General features: G+C 27.1%; 15 protein-coding genes. 11 read left to right on the top strand and 4 right to left on the bottom strand.

What is annotated here, in order from left to right; genetic code table 11:
• Positions 1 to 90 precede the first annotated feature (90 nt).
• Positions 91 to 603, bottom strand: a complete 513-nt coding sequence (locus tag ACNI3D_RS06515) for a ferritin (RefSeq protein ID WP_419768689.1) — start codon at positions 601 to 603, stop codon at positions 91 to 93.
• Positions 604 to 834: 231 nt separating this feature from the next.
• Between ACNI3D_RS06515 and ACNI3D_RS06520 the strand changes: the two genes are divergently transcribed.
• From ACNI3D_RS06520 to ACNI3D_RS06535, 4 genes are all read left to right on the top strand, one after another.
• Positions 835 to 1755, top strand: coding sequence for a manganese-dependent inorganic pyrophosphatase (locus tag ACNI3D_RS06520; RefSeq protein ID WP_419768690.1), 921 nt, complete (start codon positions 835 to 837; stop codon positions 1753 to 1755).
• Positions 1756 to 1813: 58 nt separating this feature from the next.
• Entirely contained in the window at positions 1814 to 2581 is a 768-nt protein-coding gene (locus ACNI3D_RS06525; RefSeq protein ID WP_419768691.1) for a sulfite exporter TauE/SafE family protein, read from the top strand.
• Entirely contained in the window at positions 2581 to 3354 is a 774-nt protein-coding gene (locus ACNI3D_RS06530; RefSeq protein WP_419768692.1) for a helix-turn-helix domain-containing protein, read from the top strand. Before ACNI3D_RS06525 ends, ACNI3D_RS06530 begins: the two co-directional genes overlap by 1 nt.
• A 207-nt stretch (positions 3355 to 3561) precedes the next feature.
• Positions 3562 to 4863: a 2-isopropylmalate synthase gene (locus tag ACNI3D_RS06535; RefSeq protein ID WP_419768693.1), complete on the top strand. Its 1302-nt coding sequence runs from the start codon at positions 3562 to 3564 to the stop codon at positions 4861 to 4863.
• A gap of 109 nt (positions 4864 to 4972) precedes the next feature.
• Here the strand turns inward: ACNI3D_RS06535 and ACNI3D_RS06540 are convergent, their stop codons facing one another.
• On the bottom strand, positions 4973 to 5761 hold the full coding sequence (locus ACNI3D_RS06540) for a hypothetical protein (RefSeq protein ID WP_419768694.1): 789 nt from the start codon (positions 5759 to 5761) through the stop codon (positions 4973 to 4975).
• A 161-nt stretch (positions 5762 to 5922) separates the two neighbouring features.
• Between ACNI3D_RS06540 and ACNI3D_RS06545 the strand changes: the two genes are divergently transcribed.
• The 5 genes from ACNI3D_RS06545 (at position 5923) to ACNI3D_RS06565 (ending at position 12273) form a co-directional block, all read left to right on the top strand.
• Complete coding sequence (locus tag ACNI3D_RS06545; protein ID WP_419768695.1) at positions 5923 to 7008, top strand: DNA alkylation repair protein; 1086 nt, start codon at positions 5923 to 5925, stop codon at positions 7006 to 7008.
• Positions 6992 to 7459, top strand: coding sequence for a Cys-tRNA(Pro) deacylase (gene ybaK, locus ACNI3D_RS06550; RefSeq protein WP_129099737.1), 468 nt, complete (start codon positions 6992 to 6994; stop codon positions 7457 to 7459). Before ACNI3D_RS06545 ends, ybaK begins: the two co-directional genes overlap by 17 nt.
• Before the next feature lie 61 nt (positions 7460 to 7520).
• Positions 7521 to 10715 (top strand): NAD-glutamate dehydrogenase domain-containing protein, encoded by a 3195-nt coding sequence (locus tag ACNI3D_RS06555; RefSeq protein ID WP_419768696.1) that lies wholly within the window; start codon positions 7521 to 7523, stop codon positions 10713 to 10715.
• A 67-nt stretch (positions 10716 to 10782) separates the two neighbouring features.
• Positions 10783 to 10998: a hypothetical protein gene (locus tag ACNI3D_RS06560; protein WP_129099739.1), complete on the top strand. Its 216-nt coding sequence runs from the start codon at positions 10783 to 10785 to the stop codon at positions 10996 to 10998.
• Complete coding sequence (locus tag ACNI3D_RS06565; RefSeq protein WP_419768697.1) at positions 10999 to 12273, top strand: SagB family peptide dehydrogenase; 1275 nt, start codon at positions 10999 to 11001, stop codon at positions 12271 to 12273.
• Positions 12274 to 12286: 13 nt separating this feature from the next.
• Here ACNI3D_RS06565 and ACNI3D_RS06570 read toward each other — a convergent pair whose 3' ends face one another.
• Entirely contained in the window at positions 12287 to 12742 is a 456-nt protein-coding gene (locus tag ACNI3D_RS06570; protein WP_129099741.1) for a globin domain-containing protein, read from the bottom strand.
• A gap of 96 nt (positions 12743 to 12838) precedes the next feature.
• Between ACNI3D_RS06570 and ACNI3D_RS06575 the strand changes: the two genes are divergently transcribed.
• Together ACNI3D_RS06575 and ACNI3D_RS06580 are read left to right on the top strand one after the other, a co-directional pair.
• Entirely contained in the window at positions 12839 to 13357 is a 519-nt protein-coding gene (locus tag ACNI3D_RS06575) for a hypothetical protein (protein ID WP_419768698.1), read from the top strand.
• A gap of 107 nt (positions 13358 to 13464) precedes the next feature.
• A complete protein-coding gene (locus ACNI3D_RS06580) occupies positions 13465 to 15447 on the top strand; it encodes an EAL domain-containing protein (RefSeq protein ID WP_419768699.1) in 1983 nt (660 codons plus the stop codon).
• Here ACNI3D_RS06580 and ACNI3D_RS06585 read toward each other — a convergent pair.
• Complete coding sequence (locus ACNI3D_RS06585; protein WP_419768700.1) at positions 15440 to 16864, bottom strand: SDR family oxidoreductase; 1425 nt, start codon at positions 16862 to 16864, stop codon at positions 15440 to 15442. The genes ACNI3D_RS06580 and ACNI3D_RS06585 overlap by 8 nt on opposite strands.
• Between the last annotated feature and the right edge of the window lie 172 nt (positions 16865 to 17036).

Consider the following 17036-nt stretch of genomic DNA (forward strand, 5'->3'; position numbering starts at 1 on the left):
AGCTATGAAGAATTTATATTGTATCGAATATAAGATTATTTTTTTAATAAAGAGTAAAAGCCCCATAAAAATAGGGCTTTTAGTGTTTGATTAAGCTTTTGTTGTTGGATCAATAAAAGTTCTTGCACCTAATTCTTGATCAATGGCATAAAGACCATATCCATTGTCTCCTACAAGTTTAATTTTGTCTATAATTGTATTTAGAGTGGCTTCTTCTTCAACTTGTTCTGTTACATACCATTGAAGCATATTGTATGTGGCATGATCTTTATTTTTCATTGTTAAATCACTTAGTTCATTTAAATTTGCACTCATCTTAGTTTCATGTGCTAAAGCTTTTTTAAATGTGTCTAGAATTGATTTAAAGTCTACATTTGCCTCTTCTATTTTAGGTAAAGTAACATGTACTTCTTGGTTTTCTAGGTACTTAAATAACTTCATTGCATGAGCAACTTCTTCTTGGTATTGAACCAAAAACCAGCTTGATGAACCATTTAATCCAATTTTTGAAGCATAAGCTGACATACCCAAATAAATATATGACGATTGGAATTCTTTATTTAATTGTAACACTAAGGCATCTGAGATTTCTTTTTTTAACATATTAACTCCTTAATTTAATTTGTATTCATTATGCGAAAAATATTCTTTATTTTCGTTGATAAATCTTCCTGCTAAGATTTTAGTAACTTAATTAAAAGATTTTTGATATTCTCTTTTATTATAAAGAATTAAATTAATGCCCAAATTAATAAATAAAAGTTGTTTTTTATTTAAAAGTAAAATAACATAATTTTAGATAAAATCACGAAAACTTAAAATAGGAAATTTTTTATGGCAATTTATACATGTGGACACACAACTCCTGACTCAGATTCAATTTGTTCAGCACTTTCTTTAGGATATTTATTAAACAAAATAGGAAGAGAAGCGATTCCAGCACGACAAGGACCAGTTTCTCCTGAAACTCAATTTATCTTAGATAGATTTGGATTTGAAGCACCTGAGCTTAAAACTGAGTTTGCAGGTTGTGAACTTTTTATTACTGATTATTCAGATAGAGGACAAGCTCCAGCTGACTTGGATAAAGCAACAGTTGTCGGTATAGTTGATCATCACAAACTAGGTGATATTACTACTTCAACTCCTTTAGAGTGTTGGATTAGACCTGTGGGATGTACAAATACAATCGTAAAAGAGATGTATGATTTTCACAAAGTTGAAATACCAAAAAATATTGCTGGAATAATGATGTGTGCAATTTTATCTGATACTGTTATTTTCAAATCACCAACATGTACACCAGTTGATATTAAAGCTGTAAAAGAATTAGCAGAAATAGCTGGTGTTGAAGATTTTGGAGCTTTAGGAATGGAGATGTTTAAAGTAAAATCAGCAGTTGAAGGTGTACCTGTACGAGATTTGATTTTAAGAGATTACAAACCTTTTGATATGCATGGAACAAAAGTTGGTATTGGTCAATTAGAAGTTATTGATTTAGCTATTTTTGATGATGTAAAAGATGAATTAGAAGCTGATTTAGATAAGTTAAGAATTGAAAATGGCTTACATACAGCTTGTTTATTATTAACTGATATTATGAAAGAAGGTTCTGAAGTTTTAGTATCTTCAGAAGATCCTTCGATTTTTGAAAAAGCATTTAATGTAAAACTTGAAAATGGAAAAGTATGGCTTGATGGTTGTTTATCAAGAAAAAAACAAATTATCCCTTTCTTAGAACCTGCATTCGCTTAATATAAAAGATAGCTCTATGCTATCTTTTTTATAGACAATATTTTTATTAGGATTCCCTATGGAACTTTTTGCTGATATTACTCTTTATTGGGTAATAGGTTTTGTTATTGCTGGTTTTTTAGCAGGCTATATAGACTCAATAGCTGGTGGTGGTGGAATGGTTCAAGTTCCTGTATTACTTCTAAGTGGTTTATCTCCTCTTCATGTTTTAGCTTCAAATAAAATGGCAGGTTTAGTTGGTGTTTTAATGGCAACAATTAAATATGCACTTAGCAAAAAGATATCTTGGAAAGTTGTAAGTATTGCAATTATCCCTTGTCTAATTGCTTCTTATATTGGAAGTAGATTAGTAATGTTTGTATCAGATGAGATAATTACTTGGGCTATTATTTTAGCTATTCCTGTTGCTATGATATTTTTATTTAAAAAAAGTAAAAAAATAGTAGAAGAAAAAACAGAAGTAAATAATAAAAATATTATTCTTGCAACTGCTCCAATTGGATTTTATGATGGTTTATTAGGTCCTGGAACAGGAACTTATATGACTATTTCTATGAAAAAGTTTCTGCATCTTGATTATTTGGTTTCAACAGCTTCAACTAAGCCTTTAAATTTTGCTACAAATGTAGGTTCTGCCATTGCCTTTGTTTTTGCAGGAAAAGTATTATGGGGAGTTGCTATTGTTTTGGGATTAGCAAATATAGCTGGCTCATATGTTGGAAGTCATTATGCTATAAAAGGTGGAGAAGAGTTTATAAAAAAGGTACTTGTTTTTGTACTTGTTTTTATGTTAGTTGGAAATATTATAAAAATTGTAGTGAGTTAATGAAAACAAAAGTTTTCAAAAATAAAAAACTAGATTTTTTGGAATTGAGATATATTGAAAATATTACTCAATGTGAAAAAATGCACTTGCATGAAGAACTTACAATTACAGCACTTAAAAAGGGTTCATTAAATATAAGTTTTAATGACTCTTTTAAAATATTAAAACCCAATGAAATAGCAATAATCAACTCAAATATAATCCATAACGCAACACTAAATAGTAAAAGTCTCAAAGATGGATATGTATTATATATAGTTAAAAATTATTTAGAAAGTTTGAATTTAGGCATATCTTTAGATTATGTTTTTTTACAAGATGATAAAAATAGTTTTATAAATCTATGTGAAATATTATTGGCTGAGGATGTCTCTTTATTAGAAAAAGAAGAGCTATTTATTGAGTTTTGTTTAAGTACTTTTTCTTTAAAAGAAGAGATTAAACAAGTAGAAAAAAACTCTTTATCTATGAAAATAAAAAACTATCTTGATGAAAACTTTTTGGAAGATATCATTTTAGAAGATATCTCAAAAGAGTTTAATATAACTGTTGTACATCTAATAAGAGTTTTTAAAAAAGAGTTTGGCTTAGCTATTCATTCATATATAATCAATAAAAAAGTTCATAGGGCAAAAGAACTTTTAAACTCAAAGCTATCAATTATAGAAGTTGCCTTACAAAGCGGTTTTTTTGACCAAAGCCATTTAAATAGAAGTTTTAAACGAGTATTTCAACTTACCCCTAAAGAATTTCAAAAAAATATACTTTCGTAAATGTTAATTTTGTACAAGATTTAAATTCTTTTATTTTATATACTTCTATAAATAAAAGGAGAAACTATGAATAGTATAAAAAAATATAATCATATTCAAACAAATAATCTACTCTCAAACCTCTTACTCACTAAATAATTTTCAAATCATACCTTATCATTTTTTGTCGCAAATATTTGCAAAATATATAAAATCATGGAGAATAAAATGACTTATAAAAAATATAGACAATATCCTATTGTCAAAGATTTCGTACGAACTTGGCCAAATAATCAAATTACAAAAGCACCTATTTATGGAAGCGTAGATTTAAGAGATGGAAACCAAGCTTTGGTAAACCCTTTAAATATAAAGCAAAAGTTGGAATATTTTAATACTTTAGTAAAGATGGGATTTAAACAAATAGAAGTAAGTTATCCAAGTGCTAGTGATACTGATTTTAATTTTACAAGAAAATTAATTGAAGAGAATTTAATACCTGATGATGTTGCTATTCAAGTATTAATCCCAGCAAAAAAAGAGTGGATAAAAAGAAGTGTTGAAGCTATGAGTGGAGTTAAAAATGGAATATTTCATTTATACAATCCCACAAATGAATTTCAAAGAAGAGTAGTGTTTAACAAAACTGATGAAGAGATAGTAAACATGGCAGTTGAGTCTATGAAATACTTAGTAGAACTAACAAAAGATTTCGAGGGTAATGTTACATATGATTATTCCCCAGAAAGTTTTTCTCAAACAGATTTAGAATTTGCAGTAAAAATATGCAATAAAGTAATTGAGATAGTAAACCCAACAATACAAAACAAGATGATAATAAACTTGCCAAATACCCTAGAAGCATGCACTGCAAATATTTATGCAGATAGAATAGAGTGGATGTGTAATAATTTGAACAATAGAGAGTCACTTATAATAAGCGTTCATCCTCACAATGACAGAGGAACATCAGTAGCTTCAGCAGAACTTGCAGTTTTAGCAGGAGCAAATAGAGTAGAAGGAACACTATTTGGAAATGGTGAAAGAGCAGGGAACTTGGACTTAATCAATTTTACTTTTAATTTACATTCACAAGGTATTGATTCTACACTTGATTTATCAATTGTAGATGAAGTAAAAAAGATGTATGAGAATTTAACAAATTTAAATATAAATCCAAGACATCCCTATGTGGGAGATATGATTTTTACAGCCTTTAGTGGAGGACATCAAGATGCTATAAAAAAAGGAATTGACTTTTACAGAAAAGAGAATTGCCAAGAATGGAATGTCCCATACTTACCAATAGACCCAAAAGATATAAAAAGGGGATATGAAGATGTTATTAGAGTGAATTCCCAATCAGGAAAAGGTGGAGTTGCTTTTATTATAAGTGAATTTTTTGGAGATGAGTTAGATAAAGAAGAAGCCAAAGAGTTTGGACTTTTGGTGAAAAAAGAGAGTGATAAAGTTCAAAGGGAGTTAAGTAAGGATGAGATTATTGGACTTTATGAGGGGTATAAAAAATAATACTCTCTTGAAGAGGATAAACCTCTTCGCTTCTCTTACTTTTGTGTTGACGAAAAGTAAGAGAAAGCGAATATTTAGGTATTTATGCAATTCTTTTAGATGATGTTTTTTAACATGAAAGTGCTTGAAAACCAGAACCTATAATGTTAGCTATAAAATTAATAATTTCCGTCGTAATTCGAGCTTTATTAAATATAATATCACACAAAAATAAAAAAACTATTCCCATATACATTAAGTAAAAATATCCAAAAAAATCTTGGTAAATAATGTTATAAAACCAATCTTGCTCAAAAATATAAAAATAACTACAAATAATTGTTGATAAGAATAGTAGTCCAGCTACTAAAGTAATTTGTGCATTTGCTTTGGATTTAAAAAAAAGTAAAATTAAGGTAATAAGAAAGAATACTAAATTACTTCCCGAAAATATTCTAAAGTCATTTATAATACTTTGAACTATTTGCATATATTTCATTTTCATAAAATTAGTAATTTTGTCATTTGCTTTTTGCAAATTTAAAATAGTTATATCAAATACACTTACTAGAAATTTAGAATATTTATTTCTACATTCACAATTGAGGTCTTGCATTATTACAACAGTTGAAGCTATTTTCTGAGTTAAGTTATCTTTTAGTGCCAATTCTAATTTATTTATTTTTACATAATTCTTTTCATAAAATTTTTGAGAAAATTTTATTAATTTATTATCACTTGAACTTTCCCCTAAATTATCAATTATTTCATTTGTATGATATTGAATTTGTTTTTTAATAAAACCTGTGGCATGTTTTTCTATTTTATAAGGAGAGGTAAAACTATATATAAAAATTGCACAAAATAAAATTGTGCCAAAGAGCAAAAATATTTTAAGAGTATTATTTAATCTTATCATTTTAAACCAATATTTAGTTAATTATTTATTAAACAAATATTTTATATAAAACACACTTAAAATCATAAAAGAGCTATTCTTATAAAATATAACAATCTGAAATAAAAATCATAATTTACAAAAAGTTATTATAAGATAAAATAAAAAATTTGGATGCAATAATGGCAGAACAACTAAAAAATGTATATACAAAAGAGTATATAAAAAATCTAGCTTTTAAAATAAAAGAAAACTATAAAGAGTTTGATAGCGATAGTTTTATAAACTCTATAATTAACTCCACTTGGGAAAACCTTGAGTTAAAGATGCGAATGCGACATATTGCAATTACACTTAGTACTTATTTACCATTGCCTTATAAAAAGCAACTTGAAATATTAAAACCTGCATCAAAAGATTTTAGTGGATTTGAAGCAATGTTTTTTCAAGACTTTGTGGAAGTTTATGGATTAGATGATTTTGAGAACTCTATGGATGCACTAGAAGTCTTTACAATTGATTCTAGTTCTGAGTTTGCAATAAGAGCATTTATCTTGAAGTATGAAGATAAAACTATGCAACAAATGAAACTTTGGGCTAAAAGTTCAAATGAACATATTAGAAGACTTGCCAGTGAGGGGTGTCGTCCTAGACTTCCTTGGGCTGTGGCACTTCCTAGATTTAAAGCAAATCCATCAAAGGTCTTTGAGATAATTGAACTTCTTAAAAATGACCCTTCTAAATATGTACAAAAATCTGTAGCAAACAATCTTAATGATATCTCAAAAGATAATCCAGAACTTGTAATTGAGTTTGTTAAAAAGAACCTTGGAGTTTCCAAAGAGCTTGATTGGATATGTAAGCATGCTTCAAGAACACTGCTTAAAAAGGGTGATGAAAAAGTATTGGAGTTATTTTCTTTTGGAAAATCACATCATATAGATATTTCTAATTTTATTTGCGATGAACTTGTAAAAGTTGATGATTATTTAAATTTCTCCTTTGAAGTTGTTTCAGATGAAGAACTTGGGAATATTAGAGTTGAGTATGGAATGTATTATTTAAAATCAAATAGGGCACATAACAAAAAAGTTTTTATGATAAGTCAAAATGAGGTAAAATCAAATAATAAAAAGTTTATAAAAAAACAAAGCTTTAAAAATATGACTACTAGAAAACACTATTTAGGCAAACACTATATTTCTATTATAATAAATGGTAAAGAGATGATAAAAAAGGAATTTATTTTAGATGACACCTGCAATTAGATTACTTAAAAAGAATAAATGTGATTTTAAAATACATAAATATGACCATGACCCAGCTTGCACAAATTTTGGGGAAGAAGCAGTTATTAAATTAAACCTTGATAAGAATAGAGTATTTAAAACATTATTAGTAGAACTAACACCAAAAGAGTTAATTGTTTGTGTAATACCTGTATCTAAACAACTAAGTTTGAAAGATGTAGCAAATGCATTTAAAGTAAAAAAAGCACAAATGGCAGATAAAGATGAAGCTCAAAAAGTCACAGGATACTTACTTGGTGGAATATCACCTTTGGGACAGAAAAAAAGATTAAAAACTCTTGTTGATGAAAGTGCATTTAATTATGAGACTATCTTTGTAAGTGGTGGTAAAAGAGGTTTAGATATTGAATTAAAAGCAGAAGATATTGTAAGCTTAGTTGGCGCCCAAAAATTTCTTATTAGTACTTAGGTTTAACTTCTCTTTAATCTTTTGCATGTAGTATTATATAAAGAAAAACGAAAGGATTTATATGACTTCTTCAGATATGAATGCAGTATGTTCTCAATTATTGAAACCCGAAGATTTAGAGATTTCCGATGAGTTGTTCAGTCAAGTTCAAACAGACAAAATTGTTACAAACATAATAAAAGAAAAGAATTCCATTGATATAAAGATATTTTCTATTCACCAGTTATATTTGTCTTTAGTTACTCCAATATTACATGATATTGGTTTTTTGATTATTGATGAAGTTACTTATAATGTTCAAAATGGAAAAGATCAAATTTTTGTTTCAAGGTTTAATCTAAAGTTACAAAAAGATGATGATATAGACAAAATATTAAATGCTAAAAATAATTTAGAAAATGTTATTACAAAAGTTATAAGTGATGAATGTATTCAACACTCAAGGGTATTTTCATTGGTTTATAATGAAAACTTTGATGAAAGAAAGATAAGTTTAGTAAGAGCGATGATTGAATACATTGATCAAGCAGTTCTCACTATAAATTCTGCAACGATTTTAAATATATATATTACCCATCACGATATTACTAAGCTTTTTGTAGACTATTTTTACATAAAGTTTGACCCCAGTGTTAAAAAAAGAGACTCTAAGTTAAAAGATTTAAAAGAAAAAATAGAAGAAAAAATTAAGCAAATACCTCAAATAATTGATGATAAGATTTTAAAATTGACTTTGTCATTTTTGGATTCTCTTCTAAGAACAAGTTATTTTTTAGATAAAGAAACAATTGCTTTTAAAATAAATACAGCAGAGTTTGGAGAAAACCTTAAAGGATTGCAACCAAATTTAGAGAATTTTATTTATCATGAATCTTTTTTTGGTATTCATTTAAGAATGACAAATATCTCAAGAGGTGGTCTTAGATGGAGTGATAGACATGATGATTATAGACAAGAGATAAAATCTCTTATGATTACCCAAGAGGGTAAAAATTCTATTATTATTCCTGATGGTGCTAAGGGTGGATTTGTAATAAATAAAGATACTACAGAAGTCACAAAAGAGTATTTTAAAGAAGTATATACAATGTTTATCAATGCCAATCTTGACTTAGTAGATAATATGGTTGATGGTAAAGTTGTAAAAGATAAAAATCTTGTTTGTTATGATGGAGATGATGCCTATTTTGTAGTTGCTGCTGATAAAGGAACTGCTGCTATGAGTGATGTGGCAAATGAGATTGCTATTAGCAGAGGTTTTTGGTTGGGTGATGCTTTTGCAAGTGGTGGAAGTAATGGATATGGACATAAAGAGCTAGGAATTACTGCTCGAGGATCACTTAGATCAAGTGAAAGATTCTTTATTGAAGAGGGTATTGATATTTACAAAGATAATATAACTGTCATGGGGATTGGATCTATGAATGGTGATGTTTTTGGAAATGGCCTTATCGAATCAGATAAATTTATTCTTTATGGTGCTATTGGACATAAAGAGATTTTTGTTGACCCAACTCCAGATCCTATTCAAAGTTTCAAAGAGAGAAAAAGACTTTTTGAATCTAAAAATGGAAGTTGGAAAAATTATAACAAAAAATTAATTTCACAAGGTGGTGGAGTATTTTTAAGAAGTGAAAAAGAGATAGAACTAACACCAGAAATTAAAAAGCTTGTGGGAACAACAAGAAAAGTAGTTAGTGGAGAAGAACTTTGTATTATGCTTCTTACTATGCCAGTGGATTTATTGTTTAATGGAGGAGTTGGAACTTATGTAAAAGCAAGTGATGAAAACTCATTAGATATAGGTGATAAGCAAAATGAAGCGGTAAGAGTTGATGCAAATAATTTAAAAGCAAAAATTGTTTGTGAGGGTGGGAACTTAGGATTTACACAAAAAGCAAGAATAGAGTATGCTTTAGGTGGAGGAAGAATCAATATTGATGGAATCGATAATGCAGCAGGAGTTGATACTTCTGATCATGAAGTAAATCTAAAGATTTTATTAAATATGATTAGCAATAATGAAAATATTTGTAAAGAAGATTCCCAAGCAACTTTAAACTCAATGACAGAACAAGTTGTAAAATTAGTTTTGGATAGTAATTACAATCAAGCCTTGTCTATATCTATTGATGAAAGATTTTCAAGAAAGTATTTAAATGACTTTTTAAAAGTAATTGAAGTATTGGATAATAATATACCAGCTTTTAATAGAGCAGCTTTTCATATTCCCAAAAATGAAAATATAAATGAGATAATAGATATAAGTGGCTCAATAGTAAGACCAGTATTGTGTTCACTTTTATCTTATTCTAAAATATTTCTAAAAAAAGTATTACTTGAATCAACTTTAGTAGATGACCAATTTGCCTTGCAGTTCTTATATAGATATTTTCCAAAATCATTTGTTGGAGCCTATGAACATGAGATAATAAATCATCCACTAAAAAGAGAAATTATTGCAACTATGATGGCTGATATAATTGTAAATGCCCAAGGAAGTACTTTTGTTAGCGATTATGAAAAATTAGGAAATGAAAGATATTTATTAAAAATCAAATCATATTTAGTAGCAAAACAACTATTTGGAGCTAAAGAAATACGAGAAAAAATCTATCAACAAGATTATATTATGAATGTTGATGAACAATATAAATTAATCAATAAATTAGAATATATTTTATATGCAAGTACTAAATGGATGGTTAAATATCTTAAAAAGAATCAGTTAGATGCTACACATATTTTAGATCATAAAGATGAACTTTTTGATTTACTAAAAGAAGTGCATACTCAAAAAGTAGAAAAACTAATTGATAAGGATGAACAATTTAATCTTTTCTTTTCTGTAATTGATTATCTTAGATTTGCGATTCCTGCTATAGTAATAAAAGAGAGTACAAATCACTCATTTAAAGATGTGATTATATTATTTTACTCTCTTATACATGAGTTTAATATCTTAGACATTATTTTCTCACTTAATAAAGTAGAAATAACTTCTAAAAATGATATGGTTCTGAGAAATCAAGTTTTACAATTCATTGAGTTTATTGTTGTTCATTACACTAAAAAAGTATTGAATTTTCAAAGGTTAAATGAAGAACCAGCTGTAGCTTTTACAAATTTTATAAATAATGAAAGTGAATCATTTTATAAAGTAAGAGAAAATCTTGATCTATTTCTTACAAAAGATAATAAGGATATTAAAGAAATAGCAATTACTGTTAATCAAATGATGGTCTCTTTGTTATAAGCTGAGATTATAACTTTTTGTTAACAAAACTGATGTATAATAATTGAAAAGAATAAAAGGATTAATTATGAAAAGTAATATGAATAATGAACCAAGTTTAAATAAAATAGATGATTACAATGGAAAAGAATCAAAAAGTAAAAGAAACACAATAAGACTTGTGATAATAGCTCTTTTAGTTTTTGGATGCATTTATTCATTTTTTAGATATGAGAATAATCAAGTAAATGATTATGTAGGAACACCTGAAAAACCAGGAATCAACACAACCAAAGGGAAATAATTGTTTCAAGACTTTTTTGAATATCATCAACAAACTAAACACTCATACTATTCTGTTAGAAGTAACCCTAACAGAATAGATTGGGACAATCCTCCTTTTAGATTTAAGCCTTATTTTGAGAGTAAAAGAGTTGTTTTAGATTTAGAAAAAGAGAATCACAGATTTATTTATCAAAGTGCTGGAATAACTGCTAAAAAAACTTATCCAGGAGTTGAGTATTATCTAAGAATAATACCTAGTGCAGGAGCACTCTATCCTAATGAAATCTATTTTCAAAGTAGAAATAACCAAGGTATTGATGATGGAATTTATCATTATGATAGTTCTTCAAATTCTATAGAACTGTTAAATCCTATTGAAGATGATGGATTAGATCCATATTTTGGATATGAAAAAAAACAAAATGGATTTATTTTTTTAGTTTCATCTGTATATTATCGTTCATCTTGGAAATACAAGAATAGAGGATTTCGTTATTGTTTACTTGATGCTGGACATATTTTAGGGGCACTTGAAGCTTCTTCTTATGTTTTTTCAAAGCCTTATGAGATAAGGTACGATTTTGATAAAGAGTCTTTAAATAAAATGTTTGGTTTTGATAGTGATGAGTTTTTTACTTCTGCTTTTTTAGTAACTTTTCCTACAAATAAAGAGGTAAAAAAATCAGATTTTAAATTGAATTATGCCTCTGCTACTGGAGATTTTGTTGAAAATGAATTGATTGAGTATGCATATAAAGATAGTTTACCTATTCTAAATAAACAAGCACAAAATTCTTCTGCAAGTTTTAATTATAACAAAGAAGTTTTTCAAGAAACTATTTTAAATAGAAGATCCATAAGAGAGTTTAATCAAGGCTCTATGAGTAAAATAGAATTTGAAATGATAATGAAAAATATTAAAGATAATATTATAAGTGATTGTGAGGAAGAAGTTGAGATTTATTATGTAATAAACAGAGTAAAAGATATGATTCTAGGTCTTTATCTTGACGATAAAATTATAAAAGAGGGTGACTTAAAACAAAAAGCTGGATATTTGTGCCTAGAGCAAGATTTAGGTAAAAGTTCTGCTGTTACATTCTTTTTAACAACAAAATCAAAAAATTACCAAGCTGCTTATCAAAAAGCAGGAATTATCGGACATAGATTATATTTAGCTTCAAATTACTTGGGATATGGTTGTAGCGGAATAGGTGCTTATTATGATGATGAAGTATGTGAGTTTATAGGTGATAATACAATGGTTTTATATGCTTTAGCTATTGGAAAATAGCTAAAGTATATAATTACATTTTAAACATAGAGTGAGGTGAATCACTAGAATTTACCATCCAAATAGAAAAAATATCTATATACTCCCAAAATGATTTTTTTAACTCTTCATTTAAATTTGTCTCTTCAATTGCTTTTGCAAAATTTTCAAGCCAAATAACTCTTGCATTTGAGTCAATTTTAAAAGGAGAGTGTCTTGCTACCATTCTTGGTGCTCCTCTTGAGTGATCAAAATATCTAGGTCCTCCACAAATTTGTATAAAAAAATCAGCTGCATGTTTTTTAGCTGCATCAAGTCCTTCTTTTGTAGGAGGAAAGAGTCCTTTTATTTCTGTTTGTACTAAAAAATCATAGTGCTTGGCAATCATTTCTCTCATGCCTTCTTCTCCTAAAACTTCTAATATCTTAGGGTTTGGTAAAGCTACATTTGGTCTTTGCCCAAATGCACCTTCTGTAATAGTATAATTCATTATTTGCCTTTTTTCTTTTTAAAAGACTATACTACAACAGCTATGCTGAAAAAAAATATATGATATAATCATTAATTAATTTCTTAAGGAGTTACCATGAAAAAAGTTTTTGTTTTAATATATAGTGCACTTTCATCGCTTTTATTTTCCTCTTCATTACTTGCAAGTGATATAGAAGTTTCTTTTACTGATAAGAAATGGGATGGTCAAACAATTCCTTTAGATGAAGTATGTTCAAATTATAATGTAGAAGCTGGAAGTACACCAGGTTTGTATATTGAAAACCTTCCAGATGGTGCTAAAAAAGTTATTTTAAAGTTCAATGATAAGACTTTTACTAAAATGGATAATGGAGGACATGGTATATTATCTTTTGATATAGAAGAAGATTCTACTAATGTAGAAATTCCTCCTCAAATAGGAGAAACTTTCGAGTTAGATGAAAGTTTCTCCGTTCTAAAAGCACATACTGGAACAAGATTTGGGAAACAAGAAGGTGCCTATTTAGCTCCTTGCTCTGGTGGTAAGGGCAATACTTATACTGTTGACATCTCAATTTTAAATTCAGATGGTAAAGTTTTGGCTAGTAAAGAATTAATCTTAGGTAAGTATTAATTAATTTAGTTATTTTAAGATTATTTATGTCAGAATGGTAACTCAAAGTAGTTACCATTTTGAGTATCTATATTAAATAATTCTATTTATCAAAAAAGAGGTTACTGGTGTTTTCTAAAATAATTGATAATTCTTATTATCAGAAAAATATAAAAGTATTATTTATACATACTAATAAAGATTTTATTTCAAAAACATCAAAATTATTGGAAAAATATTTTATCTCTATTACTATATCAACTAACAGTGATGATGTAAGTGAAAAACTTAAAGAAAAATATTTTGATATTCTTTTTATAGATATTGATTCTTCAGAACAAAGTTGTATTGAATTTGTAAAACAAGTAAAAAAAACAAATCCTATGTTGTCTATTATTGCATTTTCAAGCGGAAATAATATACCATTACTTCAAGAGTGTTTAAAGTTATCAATAGATGGATATATTTTTAAACCAATAATAAAAGAACAATTTTCTGCAACTATTGAAAAAGTATGTGATTATAAATGTAGTAAGTATCAAGTTGATAATAATGTAAACTATTTAAATCAATATGTAAAAATAATAGATAGTAGTAACATAATTTCAAAGACAAATATTGAAGGCAAAATTACATATGTAAGTGAGAACTTTTGTAGAATTACAGGTTATTCAAAAGAAGAATTAGTTGGAAACACTCACAGTATCTTAAAACATAAAGATAATCCACCTATTTTATATAAAGAGATGTGGCGTACAATAAAAATTGAAAAAAAAGAGTGGCATGGTATTTTAAAAAATGTTTCAAAATCAGGAAAAGTATATTATGTTAAATCAACTATAATGCCCCTTTTAGATTTAGATGGAAATATTATAGAGTTTATTGCTTTTAGAGATAGTGTAAATGTGGTTTTAGATGATAAAAAACATTTGTTAAATAAAATAGAATTAAATAACTTATCACTTCTTATATTAGTTCAAATTGAAGAATTTGATATATTAGACAAGTTTTACAATATACTAAAAGTAGATCAAATTGAAAAAACTTTTGCATCAAATTTATTAGCTTATTTACCTGATAATTATGTTTTTGAAGATGTATATGCTTTAGGAGATGGGAGATATGCACTTTTAACTGATTATTTTGCTTTTGAAAAGTTAAATATGAAAATACATGATTATCTTGAGATATTTGTAAAAAATGTAACAGAATCTGTTTTAGAAATAGATGGTATAGAGTATGACTTGAACATAATTATAAGTTATTCTTGTGGAAAATATAGTCTTTATGAAGATGCAAGAGCAGGGCTTGAAGAATCTATATCTAAAAATAAAATCATAAATTATTCAAATGATTCTTCAATAAAAACAAATCAAGAAGCTAAAAAGAATTTTGAAGTTATAAAGATGGTTAAAATTGCCCTTGATAATTATAAAATTGTCTCTTATTTTCAACCAATAATTAATAATAAAACAAAAGAAATTGAAAAATATGAATCCTTGGTTAGACTTATAAATGAAAAAGGAGAAGTTATATCTCCTGTAGAATTTTTGAATATTTCTAAAAAAGGTAATTATTATAATAAAATTACTTCAAGAGTTTTGGAAAACTCTTTTAAAATGTTAGATTTTGTTAATACGAAATTATCAATAAATTTATCTGCACTAGATATAGAAAAAGAGCAAACAAGAAAAGAGATTTTTAATTTGCTTGATAAATATAAGAAAGATAATAAAAGAATTGTTTTTGAGCTTCTTGAAGATGAAAATGTAAAAGACTTTAAAAGTATCAAACTTTTTATTAGAAAAGTTAAAAGAAGAGGTGTAATGATTGCAATTGATGATTTTGGAGCAGGATATTCCAACTTTGAAAGATTGCTTGATTTTGAACCAGATATTTTAAAAATAGATGGCTCTTTAGTTAAAAACATAGAAAAAGATTCTTTTAGCAGAAATATTATTGAAACAATTGTCTCTTTTGCAAAAAAGCAAAAGATTTTGACAATTGCAGAGTATGTAGAAAATGAATCAATATTTAATTTATTAAATGAAATAGGAGTTGATTATTCTCAAGGCTACTATTTTGGCAAACCAGAAGATTTGATTAACTAAGAGTTTTACTTTTTTTTATAATACTTTTTATCATATTTGTAAAAACAAAGTAGTGAATAGGAACTAAAATATACCAATACATTCTTCCTAATAAACCTCTTGGGTAAAAATATGCTGATTGAATAAGTTTATTTCCATCTATTTTAAACTCCAACCAAGCATTACCTGGAAGTTTCATTTGTGCTAAAAGAAGAAGTCTTTTATTCTCTTGTACATCAATTACCTTCCAAAAGTCTAAACTATCACCTATTCTTAAATTAAATTGGTCTCTTCTTCCTCTTTTTAATCCTACACCTCCAATCATTTTATCTATGACTCCTCTTGTTTTCCATAAAAAGTCATAATCAAACCAACCAAATTCTCCTCCAATAGAGATAAAAGATTTATAAATTTTTTTATGGGAAAGATTTGTAATATCTTCGACCCTTCTATCCATAAATATTGCATGAGCAAGTTCTTCTGTGTAGTCTTTATCCCAAACACTACCAAATCTATCACTCCATCTACTTACTACTTGGTTATTTCTTATCTCCTCAACAGCTTTTTTAACTGAATCTATATAAGAGGTTGGTTTTATATTAGGAAAATATTTTATTGCATTATTATTTTGTACAGTGGCTTCTGATTTTAATCCTTCTATCAAAGCTTTTGCAACTCCATAAGATACAGGAGTAAATAGATTTAACCAATATGAAGACAAAGTAATTGATAAAAAAGGCAAAGGAATAATGTATCTTTTTAATCCCAAAGCAGTAGCTGTTTGTAACATCATCTCTTTGTATGTTAATTGTTCTGAACCTACATCAATAGTTATATTTCCTTTTTCTTCTAAATATATTGAAGAATAAAGATAATTTAATACATCAAATACTGCTATTGGTTGTGTTTTTGTATTTACCCATTTTGGGGTAGTCATAACTGGTAGTTTTTCAGTTAAGTTTCTTATTATCTCAAAACTTGTACTTCCTGAACCTATAATTACTCCAGCTCTTATCCATATAGTTTGAACCTTATTACTTGAACTTAATATTTCCCCTGTTTCTAATCTACTTAATAGATGTTCACTTGTATCACTATTTTTAACACCTAATCCTCCTAGATAAATAATTTTCTTTACACCGCAAAAAATAGCAGCATCAAGAAAATTCTGAGCAGAAATTTTATCAAGGTTTTTGTAGTCTTTTCTATTTAAAGAGTGGATTAAATAAAAAGCTACTTCCACGCCTTTTAATGCTTTTTTTAAACTTTCTACATCAAAACTATTGCCTTCACAAATTTCCACACTTCTTTTTAGATTAGGAGTTATAGACTTTTTATTTCTAACTAATAATCTTAAAATAATGTTTTCATCTTGTAAAAGTTTTTGTTTAAGTCTTCTTCCTATATATCCAGTAGAACCAGTAAGTAACACTTTCATTTTATTTCCTTTAATTAAGTCATTGTATCACTTAAAAATGTCTTTTTGTAGATATATTAAATATCTTTATTATAGAAAAAAAGAAAAAAAATTGTTAAATTATTGAGCAAAATTGTATTTTATTCATAAATAGGTATAATTAATATCATTAATATAAAGGTTTTAATATATA

This window comes from Arcobacter siniprincipis (SeqCode), assembly GCF_048571125.1.
Lineage (GTDB): Bacteria > Campylobacterota > Campylobacteria > Campylobacterales > Arcobacteraceae > Arcobacter > Arcobacter siniprincipis.

Excerpts from the sequence above, each read along its gene's own strand:
- ACNI3D_RS06515 (WP_419768689.1), bottom strand. The coding sequence starts at position 603 with ATGTTAAAAAAAGAAATCTCAGATGCCTTAGTGTTACAATTAAATAAA.
- ACNI3D_RS06520 (WP_419768690.1), top strand. The coding sequence starts at position 835 with ATGGCAATTTATACATGTGGACACACAACTCCTGACTCAGATTCAATT.
- ACNI3D_RS06525 (WP_419768691.1), top strand. The coding sequence starts at position 1,814 with ATGGAACTTTTTGCTGATATTACTCTTTATTGGGTAATAGGTTTTGTT.
- ACNI3D_RS06530 (WP_419768692.1), top strand. The coding sequence starts at position 2,581 with ATGAAAACAAAAGTTTTCAAAAATAAAAAACTAGATTTTTTGGAATTG.
- ACNI3D_RS06535 (WP_419768693.1), top strand. The coding sequence starts at position 3,562 with ATGACTTATAAAAAATATAGACAATATCCTATTGTCAAAGATTTCGTA.
- ACNI3D_RS06540 (WP_419768694.1), bottom strand. The coding sequence starts at position 5,761 with ATGATAAGATTAAATAATACTCTTAAAATATTTTTGCTCTTTGGCACA.
- ACNI3D_RS06545 (WP_419768695.1), top strand. The coding sequence starts at position 5,923 with ATGGCAGAACAACTAAAAAATGTATATACAAAAGAGTATATAAAAAAT.
- ybaK (WP_129099737.1), top strand. The coding sequence starts at position 6,992 with ATGACACCTGCAATTAGATTACTTAAAAAGAATAAATGTGATTTTAAA.
- ACNI3D_RS06555 (WP_419768696.1), top strand. The coding sequence starts at position 7,521 with ATGACTTCTTCAGATATGAATGCAGTATGTTCTCAATTATTGAAACCC.
- ACNI3D_RS06560 (WP_129099739.1), top strand. The coding sequence starts at position 10,783 with ATGAAAAGTAATATGAATAATGAACCAAGTTTAAATAAAATAGATGAT.
- ACNI3D_RS06570 (WP_129099741.1), bottom strand. The coding sequence starts at position 12,742 with ATGAATTATACTATTACAGAAGGTGCATTTGGGCAAAGACCAAATGTA.
- ACNI3D_RS06575 (WP_419768698.1), top strand. The coding sequence starts at position 12,839 with ATGAAAAAAGTTTTTGTTTTAATATATAGTGCACTTTCATCGCTTTTA.
- ACNI3D_RS06585 (WP_419768700.1), bottom strand. The coding sequence starts at position 16,864 with ATGAAAGTGTTACTTACTGGTTCTACTGGATATATAGGAAGAAGACTT.